This is a genomic window from Burkholderia sp. AU16482, from assembly GCF_002223285.1.
Lineage (GTDB): Bacteria > Pseudomonadota > Gammaproteobacteria > Burkholderiales > Burkholderiaceae > Burkholderia > Burkholderia semiarida.
On the sequence record NZ_NKEY01000006.1, the window covers coordinates 1,017,706 to 1,040,510 of the forward strand.

The 22,805-nt window shown below is 68.8% G+C and carries 17 protein-coding genes; 6 read left to right on the forward strand and 11 right to left on the reverse strand.

Annotation, left to right across the window (positions count from 1 at the left end):
* Positions 1-2: 2 nt before the first annotated feature.
* From CFB35_RS21950 to CFB35_RS21965, 4 genes are all read right to left on the reverse strand, one after another.
* Complete coding sequence (locus CFB35_RS21950; RefSeq protein WP_089465785.1) at positions 3-1,499, reverse strand: efflux transporter outer membrane subunit; 1,497 nt, start codon at positions 1,497-1,499, stop codon at positions 3-5.
* A gap of 5 nt (positions 1,500-1,504) precedes the next feature.
* On the reverse strand, positions 1,505-2,734 hold the full coding sequence (locus CFB35_RS21955) for an efflux RND transporter periplasmic adaptor subunit (protein ID WP_089465560.1): 1,230 nt from the start codon (positions 2,732-2,734) through the stop codon (positions 1,505-1,507).
* Positions 2,735-2,776: 42 nt separating this feature from the next.
* A complete protein-coding gene (locus CFB35_RS21960) occupies positions 2,777-5,944 on the reverse strand; it encodes an efflux RND transporter permease subunit (protein WP_089465561.1) in 3,168 nt (1,055 codons plus the stop codon).
* Between the two features lie 185 nt (positions 5,945-6,129).
* A complete protein-coding gene (locus CFB35_RS21965) occupies positions 6,130-6,873 on the reverse strand; it encodes a Crp/Fnr family transcriptional regulator (RefSeq protein WP_089465562.1) in 744 nt (247 codons plus the stop codon).
* Between the two features lie 168 nt (positions 6,874-7,041).
* On the opposite strand from CFB35_RS21965, the gene CFB35_RS21970 reads away from it, so the two are divergent.
* Complete coding sequence (locus tag CFB35_RS21970) at positions 7,042-8,694, forward strand: acyl-CoA synthetase (RefSeq protein WP_059574502.1); 1,653 nt, start codon at positions 7,042-7,044, stop codon at positions 8,692-8,694.
* 37 nt (positions 8,695-8,731) lie between these two features.
* Here the strand turns inward: CFB35_RS21970 and CFB35_RS21975 are convergent, their stop codons facing one another.
* From CFB35_RS21975 to CFB35_RS21985, 3 genes are all read right to left on the reverse strand, one after another.
* Positions 8,732-10,714, reverse strand: a complete 1,983-nt coding sequence (locus CFB35_RS21975) for a methyl-accepting chemotaxis protein (RefSeq protein ID WP_089465563.1) — start codon at positions 10,712-10,714, stop codon at positions 8,732-8,734.
* Positions 10,715-10,853: 139 nt separating this feature from the next.
* Entirely contained in the window at positions 10,854-11,285 is a 432-nt protein-coding gene (locus CFB35_RS21980; protein WP_060311006.1) for a YqaA family protein, read from the reverse strand.
* A gap of 75 nt (positions 11,286-11,360) precedes the next feature.
* Positions 11,361-12,017, reverse strand: a complete 657-nt coding sequence (locus CFB35_RS21985; protein WP_089465564.1) for a LysE family translocator — start codon at positions 12,015-12,017, stop codon at positions 11,361-11,363.
* 284 nt (positions 12,018-12,301) lie between these two features.
* Here CFB35_RS21985 and CFB35_RS21990 point away from each other — a divergent pair, with 284 nt between their 5' ends.
* A complete protein-coding gene (locus tag CFB35_RS21990; protein WP_006479115.1) occupies positions 12,302-12,784 on the forward strand; it encodes an Lrp/AsnC family transcriptional regulator in 483 nt (160 codons plus the stop codon).
* A gap of 801 nt (positions 12,785-13,585) precedes the next feature.
* Here CFB35_RS21990 and CFB35_RS22000 read toward each other — a convergent pair.
* The gene (locus CFB35_RS22000; protein ID WP_089465565.1) at positions 13,586-15,235 is read right to left on the reverse strand and encodes an IclR family transcriptional regulator; all 1,650 of its coding nucleotides are present in this window, start codon (positions 15,233-15,235) and stop codon (positions 13,586-13,588) included.
* 177 nt (positions 15,236-15,412) lie between these two features.
* Here CFB35_RS22000 and CFB35_RS22005 point away from each other — a divergent pair, with 177 nt between their 5' ends.
* Both CFB35_RS22005 and CFB35_RS22010 read left to right on the forward strand, forming a co-directional pair.
* Entirely contained in the window at positions 15,413-16,372 is a 960-nt protein-coding gene (locus CFB35_RS22005; RefSeq protein WP_089465566.1) for an MBL fold metallo-hydrolase, read from the forward strand.
* Positions 16,373-16,558: 186 nt separating this feature from the next.
* Positions 16,559-17,923: an MFS transporter gene (locus CFB35_RS22010; RefSeq protein WP_089465567.1), complete on the forward strand. Its 1,365-nt coding sequence runs from the start codon at positions 16,559-16,561 to the stop codon at positions 17,921-17,923.
* Here the strand turns inward: CFB35_RS22010 and CFB35_RS22015 are convergent.
* Positions 17,920-18,720, reverse strand: coding sequence for an SDR family oxidoreductase (locus tag CFB35_RS22015; protein ID WP_089465786.1), 801 nt, complete (start codon positions 18,718-18,720; stop codon positions 17,920-17,922). The two genes, CFB35_RS22010 and CFB35_RS22015, sit on opposite strands and share 4 nt — an antisense overlap.
* Before the next feature lie 132 nt (positions 18,721-18,852).
* Between CFB35_RS22015 and CFB35_RS22020 the strand changes: the two genes are divergently transcribed.
* Both CFB35_RS22020 and CFB35_RS22025 read left to right on the forward strand, forming a co-directional pair.
* A complete protein-coding gene (locus CFB35_RS22020; RefSeq protein ID WP_089465568.1) occupies positions 18,853-19,812 on the forward strand; it encodes a GlxA family transcriptional regulator in 960 nt (319 codons plus the stop codon).
* Between the two features lie 74 nt (positions 19,813-19,886).
* Complete coding sequence (locus CFB35_RS22025; protein WP_089465569.1) at positions 19,887-21,035, forward strand: epoxide hydrolase family protein; 1,149 nt, start codon at positions 19,887-19,889, stop codon at positions 21,033-21,035.
* Between the two features lie 104 nt (positions 21,036-21,139).
* Here CFB35_RS22025 and CFB35_RS22030 read toward each other — a convergent pair whose 3' ends face one another.
* Together CFB35_RS22030 and CFB35_RS22035 are read right to left on the reverse strand one after the other, a co-directional pair.
* Positions 21,140-21,631, reverse strand: coding sequence for a 2,4'-dihydroxyacetophenone dioxygenase family protein (locus CFB35_RS22030; RefSeq protein WP_089465570.1), 492 nt, complete (start codon positions 21,629-21,631; stop codon positions 21,140-21,142).
* A gap of 126 nt (positions 21,632-21,757) precedes the next feature.
* Positions 21,758-22,708, reverse strand: a complete 951-nt coding sequence (locus CFB35_RS22035; RefSeq protein ID WP_179231775.1) for a LysR family transcriptional regulator — start codon at positions 22,706-22,708, stop codon at positions 21,758-21,760.
* Positions 22,709-22,805: the final 97 nt, after the last annotated feature.

The window sequence follows — 22,805 nt, forward strand, 5'->3', positions numbered from 1 at the left end:
GGTCAAGGGCCGACGTCCGCGCCGCGCTGCGGGGCCGCCGACGCGACGTCGGACGGCGCGGCGCCGTTCGCCGCGCCGCCGTCCCAGCCGCCGCCGAGCGCCTTCGCGAGAAACACGACGAGCGCCGCGCGCTGGCCCTGGATCTGCACGGCCTGGCGCTCGCTCGTCAGCAATTGCTGCTGGGCCGTCAGCACGTCGATGAACGGCGTCAGGCCGCCCGCGTAGCGATCCTGCGCGAGCGACACGAGCTTGCGCGCGTCGTCGACGGCGGCCGATGCCTGCTGCGCCGCCTGCGCCAGCACCGACAGGCCGGTTACCGCATTCTGCACCTCCTGGAACGCGGTGAGCACGGTCTGCCGGTAGCTGGCCTGCGCGGCGACGTAGCCGGCCTGCGCGAAATCGACGCCGGCCTTCAGCTTGCCGCCTTCGAACAGCGGCTGGCTGAGCGATCCGCCGACCGACCACAGCAGCGCCGGCACGGTGAACAGGCCCGCGAAGCGCGTCGCATCCCAGCCGATGTCGGGCGACAGTGTGATGCGCGGGAAATACGCGGCGCGCGCGACGCCGATCTGCGCGTTCGCGGCGGCCATCGCGCGCTCGGCCGACGCGACGTCGGGGCGCCGCTGCAGCAGGTCGCTCGGCATGCCGGTCGGCAGCGCGGGCGCGTTGATCGGCACCACGCGCGCCGGCAGCGAGAATTCGGGGGCCGGCGTGCCGACCAGCGTCGCGATCGCGGTTTCGACCTGCGCGCGCTGCTGGATCAGCAACTGCACCTGCGTGCGCGTCGCGTCGAGCTGCGCGCGCTGCTGCAGCAGGTCGAGGCCCGACACCGCGCCGAGGTCGTGGCGCGCGCTCACGTAATCGAGCGCTTTCTGCTGCAACGCGATCGAGCGCTTGACGACGTCGATCTCGGTGTCGAGCTCGCGCAGCGTGAAATAGCTCGACGCGAGATCGGCGCTCAGCACGAGGCGCGCGTTCGCGAAATCGTCGCGCGCCTGCTCGGTGTTCGCCTGTGCCGATTCGACGTTGCGCCGCACGCGGCCGAACAGGTCGAGTTCGTAGCTGACCGCCGCGCCGACCTGGATCTCGTTCTGCACGGTCGACATGCTCTTCGTCGCGTAGTTGGTCTGCGGCCGGTCGGCGGAGATCTTGAAGCGCTGGCCGCTCGCGTTCAGCCCGACGGCCGGATACTGCGCGGACGCGACCGACGCGAGCGTCGCCTTCGCCTGGTCGTAGCGCGCGGCCACCGCCTTCAGGTTCTGGTTGTTGCGCAGCGCGTCGCCTTCCAGCGCGTCGAGCTGCGTGTCGCCGAACGCGGTCCACCAGACCGGATCGAGCGGCGCGCGGGCCGGCGCGGCCGGGTGCCAGTATGCGTCGGCCGGGTCGAGCCGCCACGCGGCCGGCGTGTCGACGGCCGGGCGTTGGTAGTCCGGGCCGACCGTGCAGCCGGCGAGGGCGACGACGGCGGCGAGCGCCGCGGGCCGCACGCGGGTGCGTATCGCACTCACGACTTCGCTCCCGCGACGGCCGAGGCCGGCTGCGCCGCCGGCGCCTGCACGACGACCCGGTCGCCAGTCGCGAGCGCGTCGCCCGGGTTCGCGACGAGGCGGTCGTTCGGCGTGATCGGCCCGTCGACTTCGAGCGTCTGGCCGATCGTGCGCACGACCGTCACCTGTTTCAGATGAACCTGGCCGTTCGCATCGACGGCCGCGACCGTCGGGCCTTCGGCGCGGAACAGCAGCGTATTGGCCGGCACCTGCAGGCGGCCGACCGGCGTCATCGGCAGCGTCGCCTGCACGTACGCGCCGGGCAGCAGCCGCCCGTCCGGGTTCGGCAACGTGATCTCGATCTGCAGCGAGCGCGTCGCGACGTCGATTGCCTGCGACGTGCGCGTGATCGTGCCGTCGAAGGTCCGGCCCGGCAGCTCGGCCTGCGCGACGCTCACGTGCTGGCCGACCTTCACCTGCTGCGCATACGCCTGCGGCACCTGCACGTACAGGCGCAGCCGGTCGGCCTGCACGACCGTGAACAGCGCGCGGCCCGCGTTGCCGGAATTGACGAGATCGCCGACGTCGATGTTGCGCTGCGTGACGATCCCGTCGATCGGCGCGACGATCCGCTGGAAGCCCTTCAATTCGGTGAGACGGCGCACGTTCGCATCGGCCGCCGCGAGATTCGCGGTGCCCTGGTTGAACGCGCCTTGCCGGTCGTCGAGTTCCTGTTGCGACACGGCATCGCGCTGGCGCAACTGCTGCGCGCGGTCGAACGACGTCTTCGCGAGCGCGAGCGACGCTTGCGCCTGCTGGCGCTGCGCGGTGGCCTGCGCGAGTTCCTGGTTCAGCTCGGGCGTGTCGAGTTCGGCGAGCGTTTGCCCCTGTTTCACGTGCGCGCCGATGTCGGCCTGCCAGCGCAGCACGTAGCCGCTGGCGCGTGCATGGATCGGCGCCTCGACGAAGCCGCGCAGCGTGCCGGGCAGCGTCAGCTTGCCGCCAGTGGCCGCGTCGACCGGATGCACGACGCTCACATATTGGCGCGCGTTCTGCTCGGCGACCGCGTCGAGGTGATGCCGGTTCAGCACGTTGACGACGATGGTGCGCGCGGCGCCCGCAACCAGCAGCACGCCGATCACGATCACGACGAGGCGCCCGCGTCGCGACACCGACGCGCGCGTCGGCAGGTGCATGCCGTGTTCGTCCACCTGGATGCCGACGGCGCTGTGATGTTTCTCTTCCATGAATTCAACCAATTCAACCGGGTAGTGGGGCGAAAGTGACAGTCAGTGTCCGGCCTGGCGCGCGCGCCGCCGGGCCAGCCGCGCATGCACGCCGCCGAACACGAGCGGCACGAACAGCAACGTCGAAACGGTCGCGAACAGCAGCCCGCCGATCACCGCGCGGCCGAGCGGCGCGTTCTGCTCGGCGCCTTCGCCGAGACCGAGCGCCATCGGTACCATCCCGATGATCATCGCGAGCGCCGTCATCAGCACCGGCCGGATCCGCGTCGCGCCGGCCTCCAGCGCGGCCGTGAGCGGCGGCGCGCCGGCCGCGAGCCGTTGCCGCGCGAACGATACGACCAGGATGCTGTTCGCGGTCGCGACGCCGACCGTCATGATCGCGCCCGTCAGCGCGGGCACGCTCAGGTGCGTGCCGGTGACGAACAGCATCCACGCGATGCCGGCGAGCGCGGCCGGCATCGCGCTGATGATGATCAGCGGGTCGAGCCACGACTGGAAATTGACGACGATCAGCAGGTAGACGAGCACGATCGCCATCGCGACGCCCGCGCCGAGGCCGAGATACGACGTGCGCATCGTCTCGATCTGGCCGCGCATCGCGAGGGCGGTGCCGCGCGGCAGCGACGCGCGTGCGTCGGCCACGATGCGGTCGATCTCGCCCGCGACCGCGCCGAGGTCGCGGCTTTCGACGCTCACGTACACGTCGATTGCCGGGCGGATGTTGTAGTGCGTGATCACGGCGGGGTTCGCGGTACTGCGCACCTGCACCAGGTTGCCGAGCAGCTGCAGCGGCGTGCCCGTGCGGCCGCTGGCGGAGATTGGCGTGCCGAGCAGATCGTCGACCGACGACAGGTTGTATTGCGGGGTCTGGATCTGCAGCGGGTACTGGACGCCGGTGCGCGGGTTGATCCAGAACGACGGCGTCGTCTGCGAGCTCCCCGACAGCGAGATCAGCATGTTCTGCGCGACGTTCTGCGCGGAGAGATTGAGCTGCTGCATGCGCGTACGGTCCATGTCGGCCAGCAGGGTCGGTTCGTCGTTGCGTTGCAGTACATGCACGTCGACGGCGCCGGGGATTTGCCTGATCTTTTTCATCAGGCCGCTCGCAATGGTCATGTTACTCGCGAGATCGTTGCCGAGCACCTGCACGTCGATCGCGGCCGGCTGCCCGAAGTTGAGGATCTGCGTGATGATGTCCGACGGCTGGAAGAAGAACTCGACGCCCGGGAAGCGCTGCGGCAGCAGCGTGCGCAGTGTCTGCACGTAGTGCCCGGTCGCACGGTGGCCGGGCTTCAGCGCGATCAGCAGCTCGCCGTCGAGCGTACCGATCGTGCCGGCGTTGCTGTACGACAGGTTGATGCCGCTCACCGGCAGGCCGAGGTTGTCGACGATCGCGCCGAGCTCGTCGGGCGGCACGGTTTCGCGGATCACGCGTTCGACCTGGTCGGCGAGCCGCGCGGTTTCCTCGATCCGGTAGCCGGTCGGCGCGCGCACGTGCAGCCGGAGGTTGCCGGAATCGGCGTTCGGGAAGAAGTCGCGGCCGAGCACGAATACGAGGCCCGTCGACAGCACGCAGAAGCCGAGAAAGCACAGCGCGTAGAAGCGGCGGCGCACGAGCAGGATGCTCAGCAGCACGATGTACCACGCGCGCAGCCGTTCGAACGCGTGGTTGAACGCGTGATGGATGCGCGCGAAACGCGACGTCGAAGGGCCGGGGCCGGTGCTCGCCTGCTGCGGGCGGAACAGCAGCATCGCGAGCGTCGGCACCAGCGTGCGCGACAGCACGTACGACGCGAGCATCGCGAATACCACGGCTTCCGCGAGCGGCACGAACAGGAAGCGCGCGACGCCGGTCAGGAAGAACATCGGCACGAACACGATGCAGATGCACAGCGTCGACACGAGCGCGGGTACCGCGATTTCGCCGGCGCCTTCGAGGATCGCGTCGTGCAGGTTCGTACCGAGATGGAGATGCCGCTCGATGTTCTCGATCGTGACGGTCGCATCGTCGACGAGAATGCCGACCGCGAGCGCGAGCCCGCCGAGCGTCATGATGTTGATGGTCTCGCCGAGCGCTGACAGCGCGATCAGCGACGTGAAGATCGACAGCGGGATCGAGATCGCGATGATCAGCGTGCTGCGCCAGTTGCCGAGGAACAGCAGGATCATCATCGCGGTCAGCACGGCGGCGATCAGCGCCTCGTGGATCACGCCCTGGACGGCCGCGTTGACGAACACCGACTGGTCGAACAGCGGCGTGATCGTGAGCCCCTCGGGCAGCGTCGGGATCACCTTCGGCAGTAGCGTCTTCAGGTCCGACACGACCTTGAGCGTCGACGCGTCGCCGCTTTTCAGGATCGAGATCAGCACGCCGCGCTGGCCGTTCTGGCGCACGACGTTGGTCTGCGGCGCGAAGCCGTCGCGCACCGCCGCGACCTCGCGCAGGTAGGTCGTCGCGCCGTTGATCGTCTGGACCGGCAGGTTGCTGATGTCGGCGACCGTATCGGCCGACGCGTTCGTGTCGATCCGGTATTCGGTCTGGCCCATCTTCGCGGTGCCGGTCGGCAGCACGAGGTTCTGCGCGTTGACCGCGTTGACGATGTCGGCCGGCGTGAGGCCCTTCGTCTGCAGCGCCTGCGGGTCGAGGTCGATCGCGACCACGCGCGTGCGGCCGCCGTACGGGAACGGAATCTGAACGCCGGGCACGGTGATCAGCTGCGGGCGCAGGAAGTTGAGCGCGATGTCGGCGAGCGACTGTTCGCTGAGCGTCTTGCTCGACAGCCCGAGCTGGATCACCGGGATGCTCGACGCGGAATAGGTGATCACGAGCGGCGGCGTCGCGCCCTGCGGCATCTGCCGCACGATCGCCTGCGCGGACGACACCGTCTGCGCGATCGCCGTCTGCACGTTCGCGCCCGGCTGCAGGAACACCTTGACGACCGCGATGCCGGGCAACGACGTCGATTCGACGTGCTGGATATTGTTGACGGTCGTGGTCAGGATCCGTTCATGCACGGACGTGATGCGGTTCGTCATCTCCGTCGCGGAGAAGCCGTTGTAATTCCAGATCACGCTGATCACGGGGATGTTGATCGCGGGCAGCACGTCGACCGGTGTGCGCATCAGCGCCAGCGGCGTGGCCAGCACGATCATGATGGCCATGACGATGAACGTGTAGGGGCGCCTGAGCGCGAGATTGACGATCCACATGGAGGCGGCGGGACAGGCGGTGATCGGGCGGCGGTGAAGGGAACCCGAATGATAGGCGTCGGCCCGCAACGGGTTACTGTCGCGAAACTGGCGGAATTGTCAGGTTGGGGCGTGGCGGCGTTCGGCCGATTCCGCAGACGGAATGCGCGGCCGCGATGGCGACGGTTCCGCGCATCGGGCGGCGCTCACAGCTGCTCCATGCCGAAACGCGCGAGCGCATCGAGATCGACGACCTCGATCTGGTTGTACGCGAGCCGCAGCGCGCCGAGCTTCTCGAGCTGCTGCAGCGCCTGGTTGATCCGCTGGCGCGACACGCCGACGAGCATCCCCAGTTCCTCCTGCGAGATCGACAGCGACGGGCCGGTATCCGGATACAGCGCGGGGTTGAAGAGCTGCGCGAGCGCCTGCGCGACGCGCGCGTCGACGTCGAGCAGTCGGCTGTTCTGGATCGACGCGATGAATTCGCCCATCCGGTTGTTCAACTGATGAATCACGAAGCGCGTGAACGGCAGGCTCGTGTCGAGCAGCGCATGGAACGTGTCGACCGGCACGAACAGCACGGTCGAGCGCTGGATCGCGACGACCTCGTATTTGCGTAGCTCGCGCTTGATCACGCTGCCTTCGCCGAACCAGCCGCCCGACGGCACGCCGGAGAACGTGCAGCCGCGCCCCGATACGTTGAAGATCGCGAGCTTCAGCAGCCCCAGATGGACGCCGATCCAGTATTCGGACGGCGCGAGCCGGTGCGCGATCACGTCGCCGGCGTCGCACTGCGCGACGTGCGACTGGGCGAGCACGAGCGCCTGGTGTTCGGGCGCCAGCGTGCGGAACCACGCGCACTGGCCGAACAGCGTCGCCAGCGGCGGCAACGGGCCCGGTTCGGGAAGCGTGTCGGCCGGGTCGGCGGCCGCGTCGAGGTGGTCGTGCATGGATGCGGGTTTGCGAGGATAGGGATAACGCGCAGCGCTCGCGCGGCACTCTGTCGTTTCGATGACAGACGGCTCACAATATCGCCCGTTAGGCTGTCGGCAATTGAACCACATCAAAACGATCCGGGGTGCATGCGCCCCGGTCGACAGAACACGGGAGACAGGATCATGACGCAGATGTTCGAGGCCGGGCTCGGCCGCCGCGACGCCAACTACGTACCGCTCACGCCGATCGATTTCCTGATCCGCGCGGCCGAAGTCTACGGCGAGCGCCTCGCGATCGTGCACGGCGACGTGCGGCGTACGTGGGGCGAAACCTGCACGCGCGCGAAGCAACTGGCGAGCGCGCTCGCGCAGGCCGGCGTCGGGCGCGGCGACACGGTCGCGGCGCTGCTGCCGAACATCCCGGCGATGGTCGAGGCGCACTTCGGCGTGCCGATGGCCGGCGCCGTGCTGAACACGATCAACACGCGGCTCGACGTATCGTCGGTGCTGTTCATGCTGCGTCACGGCGAGGCGAAGGTGCTGATCGTCGACACCGAATATGCGGAGCTCGCGCATCGCGCGGCGCTCGAGGTGCCGGGCCTGAAGATCGTCAGCGTGGCCGACGCGATGCCGGCCGACCCCGACCGTTTCGCGGGCGCGACCGACTACGAGGCGTTCGTGGCCGGCGGCGACCCCGACCATGCATGGACGCCGCCCGCCGACGAATGGGACGCGATCGCGCTGAACTACACGTCCGGCACGACGGGCGACCCGAAGGGCGTCGTCTACCACCATCGCGGCGCGTATCTCGCGGCGATCAGCAACATCCTCGAATGGGACATGCCGAAGCACGCGGTGTATCTGTGGACGCTGCCGATGTTCCACTGCAACGGCTGGTGTTTCCCGTGGGCCGTCGCCGCGCGCGCGGGCGTGAACGTGTGCCTGCGCAAGTTCGACGCGAAGACCGTGTTCGACCTGATCCGCCGCGAGCGCGTCACGCATTACTGCGGCGCGCCGATCGTGCAGAGCGCGATCGCGAACGCGCCGGCCGAGTTGCGCGAAGGCATCGACCACACGGTGCACGCGATGGTCGCGGGCGCGGCGCCCGCGCCGGCGGTGATCGCGAAGATGAAGGAGATCGGCTTCGACCTGCTGCACGTGTACGGGCTGACCGAGGTCTACGGCCCGGCGACCGTCTGCGCGAAGCAGGCGCACTGGGAAGCCGTGTCCGACGAGGAACGCGCGCGGCTCAATGCGCGCCAGGGCGTGCGCTACCACCTCGAAGCGGGCGCGACGGTGCTCGATCCCGACACGATGACGCCGGTGCCGGCCGACGGCGAGACGCTCGGCGAGATCATGTTCCGCGGCAACATCTGCATGAAGGGCTACCTGAAGAACCCGAAGGCGACCGACGAGGCGTTCCACGGCGGCTGGTTCCATACCGGCGATCTCGCGGTGCTGATGCCGGACGGCTATATCCGGATCAAGGATCGCAAGAAGGACATCATCATCTCCGGCGGCGAGAACATCTCGAGCATCGAGGTCGAGGACGCGCTGTACCGGCATCCGGCCGTGGCCGTGGCGGCCGTCGTCGCGATGCCCGACCCGAAATGGGGCGAGGTGCCGTGCGCGTTCGTCGAGCTGCGCGAAGGCGCGAGCGCGACCGAGGCGGAAATCGTCGCGCACTGCCGGCAACTGCTCGCGGGCTTCAAGGTGCCGAAGGCCGTGCGCTTCGGCGAGCTGCCGAAGACCTCGACCGGCAAGATCCAGAAGTTCCAGTTGCGCCATGCGGTCGGCTCGAACACGGCGATCGACCTGGCGGGCGACAAGAAGTAGGCAGCGCACCCGGCCGTGGCCGATCATCGGGCGTCGGTCACGCGCCGCGTTCGAGCCGGAACACGCTGACGGCGTCCGACAGTTGCGCGGCCTGCTCGCGCAGCGCGACGGCCGCGCGCTCGGCATCCGAAATCAGCGTCGCATTCTGCTGCGTCGCTTCGCCGATCTGCGTGACGGCCAGGTTCACCTGCTCGATGCCGGTCGATTGCTCGCGCGACGCGGCGCTGATCTCGCCGATCAGCGTGCGCACCTGGTCGACCCGCGCGACGATGTCGCGCATCGTGCCGCGCGCGGCGTCCGCGATCCGGTAACCCTGTTCGACGGTCGTCGACGATTCGGCGCTCAGCGCGTCGATCTCCTTGACGGCGGCCGCGCTGCGCTGCGCGAGCGCGCGCACCTCGGCCGCGACCACCGCGAAGCCCTTGCCGTGCTCGCCCGCGCGGGCGGCCTCGACGGCCGCGTTCAGCGCGAGGATGTTGGTCTGGAACGCGATGCCTTCGATCGCGCCGGTGATCTCCGCGATCCGGCGCGTCGCGCGGCCGATGTCGTCCATCGTCGCGACCACGCGCTGCACCGCGGCGTCGCCGTTCGTCGCGGCGGCCGATGCGTCCGCGACCAGCGCGTTGGCTTGCGCCGCATGCTCGGCGCTCTGCTGCACGGCGGCGGTGATCTGCTCCATGCTGGCGGCCGTCTGCTCGACGCTGCTCGCCTGCGTCGCGATTCGCGCGGCGATGTCGCTGCTGCCGGCCGCGATGCCGACCGTGCCGTGCGCGATGTCGGCCGCGCCGTTGCGCACCTGCGCGACGATTCGCGCGAGGCCGTCGCCGATCCCGTCGACCGCCTGCACGAGCCGGCCGATCTCGTCGTTGCCCGCGCTGCCGTGCGCGGCCGCGCCGTCGCGGATGCGCACGCTGAGATCGCCCGCCGCATAGCGCTCGGACGCGCGGGCGGCGGCTTCCAGCGGCCGGCTCACGACGCGTCGCACGACGATGACGAACAGCATCGCGAACGCGGCGACGAGCGCGGCGCCGATCATCAGGAAGCGGTTGCGGGTGGCGCGCATCGTGGCGAGCAGTTCGTCGTCGAGCGCGATGCCGCCGACGAGCCATTGCCACTGCGGAATCGTCGTGAAGGACACGAATTTCGCGGTCGGCCCGGCGTCGTGCGCGGCCGGGTCGGTCGACGTGTACGCGAGCCGCCCCTGGGCCGCCGCGAGCATCTGCGAGTAGGGCGCGCGCGTGTCGTCGGCCCGTTGGCCCGCCGCGTCGGGATGCACGACGAAGGTGCCGCGCGACGGCCCCTGCGATGCGTCGAGCACGAAGTAGTAGCCGTTGTCGCCGATCTTCAGCGCGCGGATGCCGTCTTCGACGAGCTTGAGCTCGGCGCCGATGTCGAGGCCGACGAACAGCGCGCCGATCACGCGGCCGCTCGCATCGGTCACCGGCTTGTACTGCGTGATGTACGGCCGGCCGAACAGCTTCGCGAGGCCCGTGTAGCTGCGCCCGGCGACGAGCGGCGCATATGCGGGGCCGGCGCGGTCGAGCTTCGTGCCGACGGCGCGCGCACCGTCCTGCTTCTTCAGCGACGTCGTGATGCGCACGAAATCGTCGCCGTCGCGCGCGAAGATCGTCGCGATCGCGCCGCTTTTCTTCAGGAACTGGTCGGGAATCGAGTAGTCGAGGTCGAGCGGCTGGCCACCCGCGAGCAGCGTCGGCGCGGCGACGCCGCCGATATCGACGGTGCGTGCCGGGTCGAGCGAGAAATCGGCCGGCAGGAAGCTCGCGAACAACGACATCGAGCGGTTGGCTTCGGCGCTCAGTGCCTTGTCGAACAGGTCGACCATCGCGCGGATCGACTGCTCCTTGTCGTCGATCCGCCGATGCGCTTCGTCGGCGAGCTGCTGGCCGGCGAAATGGGCGAGCGTCCACGCGAACACGGTAAACAGCAGGGCGACGAGCGCGCACGCCAGCGCGGCCAGACGCGCGCCGACGCTCACTCGGCCCGATTGGGTCATTCTCATGAGACATCCTGAGTGGGAGTGAGAGGAGGCGGAACGCACGCGTCACCGCTTGTGGACCCGTTAATACGGCAACTTTCGCGAAATCTTTAGCGGGCGTCGCGGATCACGGGCCCGCAGGCAGGAGAGGGGGAGGCGGAGATCAGTGCGTGACGACCCACGCGACGGCCAGATAGCGGCCGACCTTCGCGATCGTCACGATGACGAGAAAGGTCGGCAGCGGCTCGCGCAGCACGCCGGCGATCATCGTCAGCGGATCGCCGATCACCGGCGCCCAGCTCAGCAGCAGCGACCAGCGGCCGTAGCGTGCATACCAGCGCTCGGCGCGCGCGAGTGCGGACGGCTTGACCGGAAACCAGCGGCGCTCGCGGAAGTGCTCGATGCCGCGCCCGAGCGCCCAGTTGATCGCCGAGCCGGCGACATTGCCGATGCTCGCGACGAGCACCAGCGCCCACACGGGTTCGCGCCCGGCGAGCAGCAGGCCGGCGAGCACGGCTTCGGACTGGAGCGGAAACAGGGTCGCGGCGACCATCGACACGGCGAACAGGCCGCCGTAAGTGAGCAATTCGGACATCGCGCGATTGTACTGGCGGCGTCGCCGCCGGTGCGGGGTGTCGCGGTCGCGTGGAAACGAACGCGTCGGCGGTTCTCAGTTCCAGCCGACCATGATCGCGCCCATCCCGACGAGCAGCCCGCCCGTCACGCGGTTCATCGCGCGCATCCGCGCCGGCCGCTGCAACGCGCGGCTCAGCCGGTGCGAGAACAGCGCCATCGACGCGACGCCGCCCGCGAACAGCAGCGCGAACGTCGCGGCGAGCAGCAGGTATTGAAGGTTCAGGCTCCAGTCGGCAGTCGGGCTGATGAACTGCGGAAAGAACGACGGAAAGAACAGCAGCGTCTTCGGATTCAGGCCGGAAGTCGCGAGGCCGCGCCAGAACAATGCGCGCCGGGTGTCGGTGTCGGGCGCGACGATCCTCGTTCCTGCATTGGCGTCGGCCGGTGCCGCGGCTGCGCCGGCCGGCGTGCGGCTCAGCCATTGCTTGCCGCCGAGCCAGACGAGATATGCGGCGCCGGCCCAGCGCAGCACGGTCAGCGCATGTTCGTCGAGGTGGACCAGCGAATTCAGGCACAGCGCGGTCAGCGCGAGTTGCAGCAGCACGGCGAGCGTGCCGCCCCAGACGCACGGCAGCGCGCGGCGCCAGCCGGTGCGCAACGCCTGGTTCATCGTGAGCAGGTTGACCGGGCCGGGCGCATAGATGAGGACGACGGAAGCGGCGAGGAACGACAGATAAAGCTTGAACGACATGACGGACGGGCAGGAACGGGGAGGCAGGCACCGGCCCCGCACGCGGTCGGATAGGCGTGCGGGCGGCGGGGAATCGCATGCCTGCCGGCCGGCGCCGCAACTCGTGATTGCGGCCGTGCGTCCCGCTGCGACGGGTGATCGCGGGGAGCGTGCCGGGCAGCAGGCATGGAGAAAATGTATCAAGCGGCCCGGTTAAAAGGCTTCCTGTTTTCCAGCAAAACGGCGCTGAAACCGGAATGGCGTTCAGATAGAATCGGGTTTTTCAGTAGAAGATTCTTCTCGCCATGGCTACCCGCGAACGCACGCCGAAAACGCTCGACAATCAGGACCGCAAGATCCTGGGTGCATTGCAGAAAAATGCGCGCCTGTCGAATGCAGAACTCGCCGAACAGATCGGCATGTCGACCACCGCCTGCTGGAACCGCACGCGGCAACTCGAACTCGACGGCTATATCGACGGCTATGTCGCACTGGTCAACCAGCGCAAGCTCGGCTACGCGGACATCGTGATCCTCGAAGTCACGCTCGATCGCCACGAGGACGACGCGCTGGCGCGCTTCGGCGCCGAACTGGCGGCGCTGCCGGAAGTGCTCGAGGCGTATCTCGTGTCGGGCGAATACGACTACTGGATCAAGGTGGCGGTGGACGGCACGGCCGGCTACGAACGCTTTCTGCGGGAAAAGCTGTACCGGATTTCGAGCATCCGGCATAGCCGCTCGATGTTCGCGCTGCGGTGCATGAAGGACGTGCCTTCGATTCAGGTGTGACGGGGAATTGCTGGCGAGGCCGTCGTCGCGGCGGGCGGCGATGCGGCGCGGCGCTTGCGCGGAGGAAACCGGCGCAGGGCCGACAGGGAGGGCTCGCCGGGGAAAGGGCCCGCGGATACACGAAAACGGATGAATCTTCCGTCCGCGATGGCCGGGCACAATCGCGCGCCGGCGGGGAATGGTTTCTCGCCGAAGCGACCGGTTTACACCGATCCGCGCCGATAACGGATGAATCGGCGCCGGTATCGGCCTGAAACACGGCCTCTCAAGACGATCTCGAAACGCTCGCCGCGCGGTGAGCGTGTTCGGCAGGGCGCGCCCGGCCTCTTGCTACACGACCGGCGCGGCAACAGCCGCTGCCGGCGTGCGTCAGCGCAAGCGAATCAGGCGGCCGGCGCTCCGGTGGCCGGCAATCCGGCTGCCCGCTCAGCGCGGCAGGCGCGCGTGTGCTTCAGCGATGACTTCGCAGTTCTCGAGGTGCAGCGCCCAAGCCTCTGCCAGCAGCTCGCCAACACGTGCGAGCCAGCCAGTGGATTGGGTGGAACGATCGGAGACATTAGACGTTTGCATGACGAAGCCCCATATAGGTGGCGAGTTAGGGATAACCCTAATCATAGCGAAACACCTCCGCCTTGTGAAATGCGATTTCGTTATATGAGAATTACTGACAATTTATGTTGCTGCTGCGCAACATGAATATCGGCTGCCCGGGCGTATCGGATAGGCGTGACGAGGCCGTGCCGGCACGCCTCACGGGGCGAAAGGAAGGGATTCGAGCGTACGTTCGGGAAAAGCGCGCGATTACCGGCCGATCCACCCGAAGCGCCACGACAGCCGCCGCGTCGCGGCCCGCAGCGTCCGCGCCAGCTCGCTGTCCGGCCCACGCGGGAAGCCGCGCGACGCGCCGATGATCGCGATCACGAGCCGGATGCTGCCGGTGTGATCGAACACGGGCGCGGCGATCGTCCCGATGCCCGGCACCGGCGCGTCGAACGCGAAATCGAGTTCGTCCGCGCGGATCGCCGCGAGCCGTGCGCGGAACGCCGCGTCGTCGGGTGCGGCGGACGCGCCGGCGAGGCGCACGGGCTCGTTGGCGAGCAGATCGGCCAGCACGTCGTCGGACATGCCGGACGCGAAAATCCGTCCGATCGCCGTATTGACGAGCGACATCACGGTGCCGACCTGCAGGCTCACGTGCTGCGGCCGCGCCGATTCCTCGAGCCGGATCACGGTCGGCCCGAGCGGCCCGAGCGTCGCGGCGGCCACGCTCATGTCGGTCGCGCCGGCGAGCGCGACGATCTCGGCTTCCGCGTCGCGCGTCGGCGATACGCGCTGCATCGCGATCAGGCCGAGCGCCTGCGCGAGCGGGCCGCCGTCGAAGCAGCCGGCGTCGTCGCGGCTCAACAGGCCGATCTTCTGCAGGCTGACGAGATGCGGAAACGCCTTCGCGGCCGGCATGCCGGCCGCCGTCGCGAGATCGCGCAGCGGCAGCGCGCGGCCCGCCGAGACCAGCGCGAGCAGCAAGTCGCCGGTGCTGTCGAGGGCATTGATCCCGCGTTGCGCTTTCGTGTCGTCGGCGAGCGCGGGCGGCACGCGCGCCGCGGCCAACGCCGGCGCGGGCGTCGGTTCCGCATGCACCGCGCCGAGCGACGCGGTCGCCTGACGCGCCGCGTCGCGCAAGGCCGCCGCGATCGGCCCGTTCCAGTCGACATCGATCGATCCCGTCGAACCGATCACCGTCAACGCGAGTTGCAGGCGCCCGTGTGCATCGAAAACAGGCACGCACATCCCGCTGACGCCGGGGCTGGGCCGGTCGATGCTGCGGTCGATGCCGCGCGCGCGGATCGCGTCGAGTTCGACGTGCTGCGCATCGGCGTCCGGCGCGGCCGGCTCGCGTTCGGCGCCGGCGAGCGTATCGCCCGCGCCGGCCTGGCTGGCCGCCATCGCGTCGAGTTGCGCGGCGTCGCCGAACGCGCGGAACACGCGGCCGGTTGCCGTCGTGTCGAGCGACATCACCGAACCGACGTGCAGGTTCACGTGCAACGGATAGCCGCCGTGCTCGATGCGCACGATCGTCGGGCCGAGCACGCCCGGCACCGACAACGCGACGCTCAGGCCGACCGTTTCCGCGAGCCGCACCGCATGCGGCAGCGTCGCGCGATAGGCCGGCTGGCGCTCGATCGACATCAGCCCGAGCCGCAGCGACAGCGGGCCGGGCTCGTAGTTGCCGGTGATCGCGTCGCGTTTCACGAGCGCGAGCCGCGTCAGGCTCACGAGATAGGTGTGCGCCTGCGCGGTGGAGAGGTCGGCCGCCGCGGCCAGCTCCGACAGCCCGAGCGGCTTGCGCCGGCGCGCGAGCGCGTCGAGCAGCCGGCCGCCGACCTCGACACTCTGGATGCCGCGCTGCGCCTTGGGCGGCGCATCGTCCGCGCTGACTTCGTGGTTCTGCACGCGATGATTCTTCCGTTGACGAAACCCCGCATGGTATCCGACGCCGTTTTCGGCACCAGCCCGCAGGTTTACCCGTATTAGACAATAGCAAGCTCATTTGCCATTGACAAATATTCGATGCGGGCAGATGATCCGCTCATTCCCCTCAACACATGGCTCGCAGCCACGGAACGCACAATGGCCAAAGCATTCGCCTCCCAAGCCGATCTGGAAGAGAAGAAAGTCACCTGGACGCAGCTGTCCGAGAACGCGTACGCGTACACAGCCGAAGGCGATCCGAACTCCGGCGTGATCATCGGCGACGACAGCGTGCTGATCGTCGACACGACCGCGACGCCCGCGATGGCGCAGGACCTGATCGCGAGGATCCGCAGCGTGACCGACAAGCCGATCAAGCACGTGGTGCTGTCGCATTACCACGCGGTGCGCGTGCTCGGCGCGTCCGCGTATTTCGCCGAAGGCGCGCAGCACGTGATCGCGAGCCGCGGCACGTACGAGATGATCGTCGAGCGCGGCGAGGCCGACATGAAGTCGGAGATCGAGCGCTTCCCGCGCCTGTTCGCCGGCGTCGAGACGGTGCCGGGGCTGACGTGGCCGACGCTCGTGTTCGAGCGCGAGATCACGCTGTTTCTCGGCAAGCTCGAAGTGAAGATCATGCACGTCGGCTCGGGCCACACGAAGGGCGACACGATCGTGTGGCTGCCGTCGCAGAAGGTGCTGTTCTCCGGCGACCTCGTCGAATACGACGCCGCGTGCTATTGCGGCGACGCGCAGCTCGAACAGTGGCCGGCCACGCTCGAGGCGCTGCGCGCGCTCGGCGCCGAGAAACTCGTCCCGGGCCGCGGCCCCGCGCTGCTGAATCCGGCCGAAGTGAACAAGGGCCTCGACTACACGAAGGATTTCGTCACGACGCTGCTCGCGCAGGGCCGCAAGGCCGTCGAGCGCAATCTCGACCTGAAGGCGGCGATGGCGCTCACGCGCGAGGCGATGGACCCGAAGTTCGGCCACGTGTTCATCTACGAACACTGTCTGCCGTTCGACGTGTCGCGCGCGTTCGACGAAGCGAGCGGCATCGCGCATCCGCGCATCTGGACCGCGCAGCGCGACAAGGAAATGTGGGCCGCGCTCCAGGAGTGAATGGCTCAAGGCGGCGGCGCGGTGTTCAGATGACCGCGCCGCCGTTTCCCTGACGGTTGCGGCATTCGCGGCGGCATCGCGCCGCGGAGCCGGCGGCCGTATCCGGTCTCACAAGAAAGCAGGGCGCACGCACGCCCTCGGAGACTGCCGCGCGCTCGACATCGCGCGGCCCGTTTGGAGAGAGACATGCCCCAATCGCTTCCCGCCGAAGCGACGCTCGCGCACGCGAGCGCTTCGGCTTCCGTATCCAACTCCGCAATCAGCGACGCGCTGCTGTTCCGCAAGATCGCGTGGCGGATCGTTCCGTTCCTGTTCCTCTGCTACGTCGTGTCGTTTCTCGACCGCATCAACATCGGCTTCGCGCAGTTGCAGATGAAGCACGATCTCGGCTTCAGCGATGCGATGTACGGCCTCGGCGCCGCGGTGTTCTACGTCGGCTACGTGTTCTGCGAAGTGCCGAGCAACATGCTGCTCGCGCGGTTCGGCGCGCGCCGCACGTTCACGCGGATCATGCTGCTGTGGGGCCTCGCGTCGACCGGGATGATGTTCGTGTCGCAGCCGTCGCATTTCTACGTGCTGCGCTTCCTGCTCGGCGTGTTCGAGGCCGGCTTCTTCCCCGGCATCGTGCTGTACCTGACCTACTGGTTTCCCGCGAACCGGCGGGCGGCGGCGATCTCGGTGTTCTTCGCGGGCGTCGCGGTGGCCGGCGTGCTCGGCGGGCTGTTGTCCGGCTGGATCATGCGCGACATGAGCGGCGTGCTCGGGCTGCACGGCTGGCAGTGGATGTTCGCGATCGAAGGCGCGCCGGCGATCCTGCTCGCGTTCGCCGCGTTCACGTTGCTCGTCGACCGGCCGCGGGACGCCACGTGGCTGACGGCCGACGAAAAGGCGCGCGTCGCCGCGCTGTGCGCAGAAGGCCAAGCACCCGGCGGCGCGCACGACGGGCGCAGCGTGATGGCCGCGCTCGCGAACCCGCGCGTGTACCTGTTCGCGTTCATCTATTTCTCGCTGACCTGCGCGTCGCTGACGCTCAACTTCTGGATGCCGCTGATGATCCGCGACTTCGGCGTGACCGACGTCGTCGCCGTGAGCCTCTACACGGTCGTGCCGAATGGGGTGGGCGCGGTGGGGCTGGTGCTGATCGCGCGCCGCTCGGACCGCACCGGCGAGCGCCGCAAGCACTTCGCGTGCTGCACGATCGGCGGCGGCCTCGCGCTCGCGGCGCTGACGCTGCATCTGCACAGCTTCGCTGCGATGCTCGCGTGCCTGTCGATCGCGGCGACGCTGATCTTCGCCGCGCTGCCGATCTTCTGGGCCGTGCCGACCCGCTACCTGTCCGGCAACGCGGCCGCGGCCGGGATCGCGCTGATCAGCAGCATCGGGATCACGAGCGGCATCGTCAGCCCGTGGGTGATCGGGATGATCCGCACGCGCACGGGCAGCATGGATCTCGCCGTGTACCTGCTCGCCGCGCTGCTGGTCGCGAGCGGCGTGGCGCTGATGCTCGGCGTGCGCGCCGCCCCGCGCGGCGCGGGCCCCGCCGGCAACTAGCGCGCCGCGGTGTAACGCGGCGCGGGCGTATCGGCCGACAGGTGCGGCGCCATCGTGCGGCGCGCGGCCTCGTACGCCTCCCATTCGTCGCCCGCGTGCAGCGACGGGATCGTCACGAGTTCGCCTCGATCGAACCCGACCAATGCGGCATCGACCATGTCCTGTGCGCTCATCACAATTTCCTTCGGCAGATGCTCGAGCGGCAGGCCGCCCGTCTGCCAGAAATCCGTGGCCGTCGCGCCGGGCAGCACGGCCTGCACCTGCACGCCCTTGTCGGCGAGTTCGTGATGCAGCGACTGGCTGAACGCGAGCACGAACGCCTTGCTGCCGCCGTACACGCCGTTCAGCGTTTCCGGCGAGATCGCGACGATCGACGAAATGTTGATCACCGCGCCGCGGCCGCGTGCGACGAAGCCGGGCACGGCCGCATAGGTCAGCCGAGTGAGCGCGGTCACGTTCAGGTCGATCATCCGCGTCATCGCGTCGACGTCGCTGTCGAGCAGCGGCGCATGCGTGCCGACGCCCGCGTTGTTCACGAGCAGCGTGATGCTCGCGTCCTGTTTCAGCTTCGCTTCGACGGCGGCGAGCGCCGCGCGGTCGTTGAGGTCCGCGTCGACGATCTCGACGCTGCGCCGCGTGTCGTTCGTGATGCGCTCGGCGAGGGCGTTCAGCCGGTCGCGGTTGCGCGCGACCAGGATCAGGTCGTAGCCGCGGCGCGCGAGGCGGTCCGCGTACACGGCGCCGATGCCCGACGACGCGCCGGTGATGAGGGCGGTACCGCGATGTGCTTGCGTCATGATGTGCTCCGTTTCGATGAGGGTGGCCGGATGGCGTGAACGCATTCTGGCCTCGACGCGCCGCGACATAAATGACGTAGATGGGTATGATTTCGGACATCGGGCCAATCGGCACGAAACCGGAGAACGCAGATGCACCGAATCGGCTTTCTGATCAGCGACGGCTTCCAGATCATGGCGCTCGCCGCGCAGTCGGTGTTCGAGTACGCGAACATGGGGATGGACGCGCCGTTCTACGCGATGGACAACTATTCGGTCGACGGCGGCGACGTGCGCTCGTCGCTCGGGCTGCCGGTCGCCACGCGCGCGCTGCGCGGGCGGCTCGGCGTCGATACGTGGATCGTCGCGGGCGTCAACGATCCGCTCGCCGCGCCGGCGCCGGCCGGCGTCGTCGCCTACCTGCGCCGCGCGCATGCGCATGCACGGCGGATCGCCGGCATCTGCACGGGCGCGTTCGTGCTGGCCGAGGCCGGGCTGCTCGCGCAGCGCCGCGCGACCACGCACTGGGCGTTCGGCCGCGACATGCAGCGGCACTATCCGGAGATCCGCGTCGAGGACGACCGGATCTTCATCGTCGACGGCCCGATCTGGACGTCGGCCGGGATGACGGCCGGCCTCGATCTCGCGCTCGCGATGGTGGAAAAGGATCTCGGCGCCGACGCCGCGCGCTCGGTCGCGCACAAGCTGGTGATGCATCAGCGCCGGGCCGGCGGCCAGTCGCAGCATTCGGAAATGCTCGAGCTTGCGCCGAAATCCGACCGGATCCAGAACGCGCTGAACTATGCGCGGCAGCATCTCGGCCGCGCACTGACGGTCGAGGAGCTGGCAGAGGCCGTGCACCTGAGCCCGCGCCAGTTCAGCCGCGTGTTTACGCTGGAAACCGGTCAGTCGCCCGCGAAGGCGATCGAGCGGCTGCGGCTCGAATCGGCGCGGCTGATGATCGAGCAAAGCCGCCATCCGCTCGACGTGATCGCGAAGGAGAACGGTTTTCGCGACCGCCGGCACATGCGCGACGCGTTCGTGCGCGGGTTCGGCGTGCCGCCGCAGGCGTTGCGGCGCGACGCGCGCGCGGACGAACGGGAAACCGGGTGACGCACGCGGCCGCCGCCAGCGCGGGTCCGAAAAAGCGCGCAGAATCGCGTCGACATGTTTCGCGAGGAGACACGATGCGCGCCGAGCCGTTCGATATTGCGATACCCGATCAAGCCCTTGACGACCTGCGTCGGCGCGTGCGCGACAGCCGCCCACCGAACCTCACACCGGCCGAGCCCTGGCAGCAGGGCGTCGACGGCACGTGGCTGCGCGAACTGGCCGCGTACTGGGCCGACGGCTTCGATTGGCGCGCGGCGGAACGTGTGCTGAACCGGCTGCCGCAGTTCGTCGCGGACGTCGGCGGCCGGCGCGTGCATTTCGTGCATCGGCGCGGCACGGGGCCGAAACCCTATCCGCTCGTCGTCACGCACGGCTGGCCCGGTTCCGCATTCGAATTCCACGCGCTGATCGACCGCCTGTGCGATCCGGCTGCGTTCGGCGGCGATCCGGACGACGCATTCGACATCGTCGCGCCGTCGCTACCCGGCTTCCTGTTTTCTCCCGCACCGGCGGCGCCCGGCACGTCGGCGCTCCAGGTCGCCGACTGCTGGGCGGAATTGATGGCCGGCCTCGGCTACCCACGGTTCGGCGCGCAGGGCGGCGACCTGGGCGCGGGCGTGTCGGTCGCGCTCGGCGCGCGGCATGAGGGCGTGGTCGACGGCATCCATCTGAACTACCTGCCCGGCAACTACGAACCGCCGATCGACGCGGCGCGGCCGCTGACCGACGACGAGCAGGCGTTCCTGACGCAGCGCGGCGAGTGGGCGGCGCTCGAAGGCGGGTACGCGCACGTCCACATGACGAAGCCGCGGACGCTGGCCGTCGCGCTCAACGATTCGCCGCTCGGGCTGGCCGCGTGGATCGCCGAGAAATTCTGTGCATGGAGCGATTGCGACGGCGACGTCGCGCGGCGTTTTTCGCACGACACGCTGCTGACGGGCATATCGCTGTACTGGTTCACGGGCTGCATCGGCTCTTCCATGCAGATGTATTGGGAAAACCGGCTGCAGCCGATGCGGTTTGCGGCCGGGCAACGCGTGGCGGCGCCGGTCGCGTTCGCGCGTTTTCCGAAGGAGATCAGCCGCCCGCCGCGCAGTTGGCTCGAACGTGTGTTCGACGTCGCGCAGTGGACCGACATGCCGAGCGGCGGCCATTTCGCCGCGATGGAGGAGCCGGATCTGCTGGCCGACGATATTCGGCGGTTTTTCCGGCGATTTCGGTAACGAGCGGGGTGGCCGGCGAAGCGTGCCGGCGGCCATTCGGGCGATCGGCCGCGGCACCGCCGCGCGGATCGCGCGGCGCCGACGTCGCCTGTCTTGTCATGTACTTACCGCGTCACGAACGCCGAGGCCGCATCCGGCGCCGTCCGCGCATGCTTGCGCTGGCGCAGCAGCGCGACGCGGCAGTTCTCGCGCGCCGTTTCGCGGCCGTCGTCGTCGAGCAGCACGAGGTCGCCGCGCATCACGTTCAGCGTGATCACATCCTCACCGGGTGCGCCGAGCGTTTCCGGCGTATGCACCGAGCCGGCCGGTTCGAGCACCGTCGAACCGGCGTGCGCGACCCAGTCGTATTCGCGGTAGCGCCACGCACCCTGCAGCGTATGGACGAACACCTCGCCGTCGTGGCGGTGGCGCGGCAGCGTGCCGCCGGCCGGCATCTTCAGCAGCGCGGTAAGCGTGTCCTCGGCCGCATTGATGTGCAGGTACTTGATCGCGAGCCCCGGCAGGTCGGCGCTCATCGGCAACCACGGCAGCGCGTCGCCGGGCAGGCACGAGATCGGCGGCAGATCGGTGGAGAGCGGGGCGGACGGCTGCGTCATGGCGGAAGGCGGCGTGGAAACGGAAAGAGGTTGGCATTATCGCAGAGCGTCGCGACGCATTTCGTCGCGCGCAGGCGGACGCGGCCGGGCCCGGGCGGCGACGGGGCCTGACCGAGCCGGAAGCCGCTACGCCGCCGGCCGCACCGCCGCATGCGCGGCTTCGAGGCACGACTGGAACAGCAGCGCGGCCCGCGACGGCCGCGGCGAGCGCCGCAGCAGGCTCACGAACCGGCACCGGTAATTGAACCGGTGCGGCGCGACCGGCTGCATCAGCCCCTTGTTTTCAAAACTCTCCGCGTAGTGATCGGGCAGGAAGCCGAGATAGCGGCCGGACAGGATCAGCGTCGCGATCGATTCCTGGTCCGACGCGGTCGCGCTGCGGGTGAGCTTCGCGCGATGGCTCAGTTCCATGTTCGGCGAATGGAAACCGAGCCCGGCGAATGCGTGATCGCGGATCGTCGTCCACGTGAGCTTGCCGTGCGGCGCGTCGAACAGCGGATGCTGGCGGCCGCAATAGAGCAGCATCCGTTCGTCGAACAGCGACGAATACACGAGGCTGCCCGAGTTGCGGTGCGCCGGAATGATCCCGACCTGATAGCTGCCGTCGATGATCCCGCGCTCGACCTCGTTGATCGACGCGACGTGCAGGTTCAGCGCGACGTCGGGCGCTTCGTCCGCGAATTGGCGGATCGCGTCGCCCAGGCGCGCATGCGGATTGGTGGCCGTCTTGTCGAACACTGCGATGTGCAGTTCTCCGCCCATCTTGTCGTGAATACCGTCGATCCTGCTGCGAAATGCTTCCATCGACGCGAGCAGTCGCAGCGTTTCCTCGTACACCGTCTGCCCCTCGGGCGTCAGCGTGAAGCCCGCGCGGCCGCGCCGGCACAGCACGAGGCCGAGCCGGGTTTCCAGATCCTTCACGTGCCGGCTGATCGTCGAGATGCCGATATTCAGTTCCAGCTCGGCCGCCGCCATCCCGCCGCACTGCACGACGCCCTTGAAGACCCGCAGCAGGCGCAGGTCCATGTCGCTGAGCTGCCCGAGCAGCGCGCGGCTCTTCGGTTTCTTTGCTTGCATCGATGAGCAAGTGAACATTGATATTGCGATATTCAAAAGACTAATTGGCGTCCCGACAATGTGCAACATCATTACCAGGAGGAGGGGCGCGCCGCGC

Excerpts from the sequence above, each read along its gene's own strand:
- CFB35_RS21955 (WP_089465560.1), bottom strand. The coding sequence starts at position 2,734 with ATGGAAGAGAAACATCACAGCGCCGTCGGCATCCAGGTGGACGAACAC.
- CFB35_RS21960 (WP_089465561.1), bottom strand. The coding sequence starts at position 5,944 with ATGTGGATCGTCAATCTCGCGCTCAGGCGCCCCTACACGTTCATCGTC.
- CFB35_RS21965 (WP_089465562.1), bottom strand. The coding sequence starts at position 6,873 with ATGCACGACCACCTCGACGCGGCCGCCGACCCGGCCGACACGCTTCCC.
- CFB35_RS21970 (WP_059574502.1), top strand. The coding sequence starts at position 7,042 with ATGACGCAGATGTTCGAGGCCGGGCTCGGCCGCCGCGACGCCAACTAC.
- CFB35_RS21975 (WP_089465563.1), bottom strand. The coding sequence starts at position 10,714 with ATGAGAATGACCCAATCGGGCCGAGTGAGCGTCGGCGCGCGTCTGGCC.
- CFB35_RS21980 (WP_060311006.1), bottom strand. The coding sequence starts at position 11,285 with ATGTCCGAATTGCTCACTTACGGCGGCCTGTTCGCCGTGTCGATGGTC.
- CFB35_RS21985 (WP_089465564.1), bottom strand. The coding sequence starts at position 12,017 with ATGTCGTTCAAGCTTTATCTGTCGTTCCTCGCCGCTTCCGTCGTCCTC.
- CFB35_RS21990 (WP_006479115.1), top strand. The coding sequence starts at position 12,302 with ATGGCTACCCGCGAACGCACGCCGAAAACGCTCGACAATCAGGACCGC.
- CFB35_RS22005 (WP_089465566.1), top strand. The coding sequence starts at position 15,413 with ATGGCCAAAGCATTCGCCTCCCAAGCCGATCTGGAAGAGAAGAAAGTC.
- CFB35_RS22010 (WP_089465567.1), top strand. The coding sequence starts at position 16,559 with ATGCCCCAATCGCTTCCCGCCGAAGCGACGCTCGCGCACGCGAGCGCT.
- CFB35_RS22015 (WP_089465786.1), bottom strand. The coding sequence starts at position 18,720 with ATGACGCAAGCACATCGCGGTACCGCCCTCATCACCGGCGCGTCGTCG.
- CFB35_RS22020 (WP_089465568.1), top strand. The coding sequence starts at position 18,853 with ATGCACCGAATCGGCTTTCTGATCAGCGACGGCTTCCAGATCATGGCG.
- CFB35_RS22025 (WP_089465569.1), top strand. The coding sequence starts at position 19,887 with ATGCGCGCCGAGCCGTTCGATATTGCGATACCCGATCAAGCCCTTGAC.
- CFB35_RS22030 (WP_089465570.1), bottom strand. The coding sequence starts at position 21,631 with ATGACGCAGCCGTCCGCCCCGCTCTCCACCGATCTGCCGCCGATCTCG.
- CFB35_RS22035 (WP_179231775.1), bottom strand. The coding sequence starts at position 22,708 with ATGCAAGCAAAGAAACCGAAGAGCCGCGCGCTGCTCGGGCAGCTCAGC.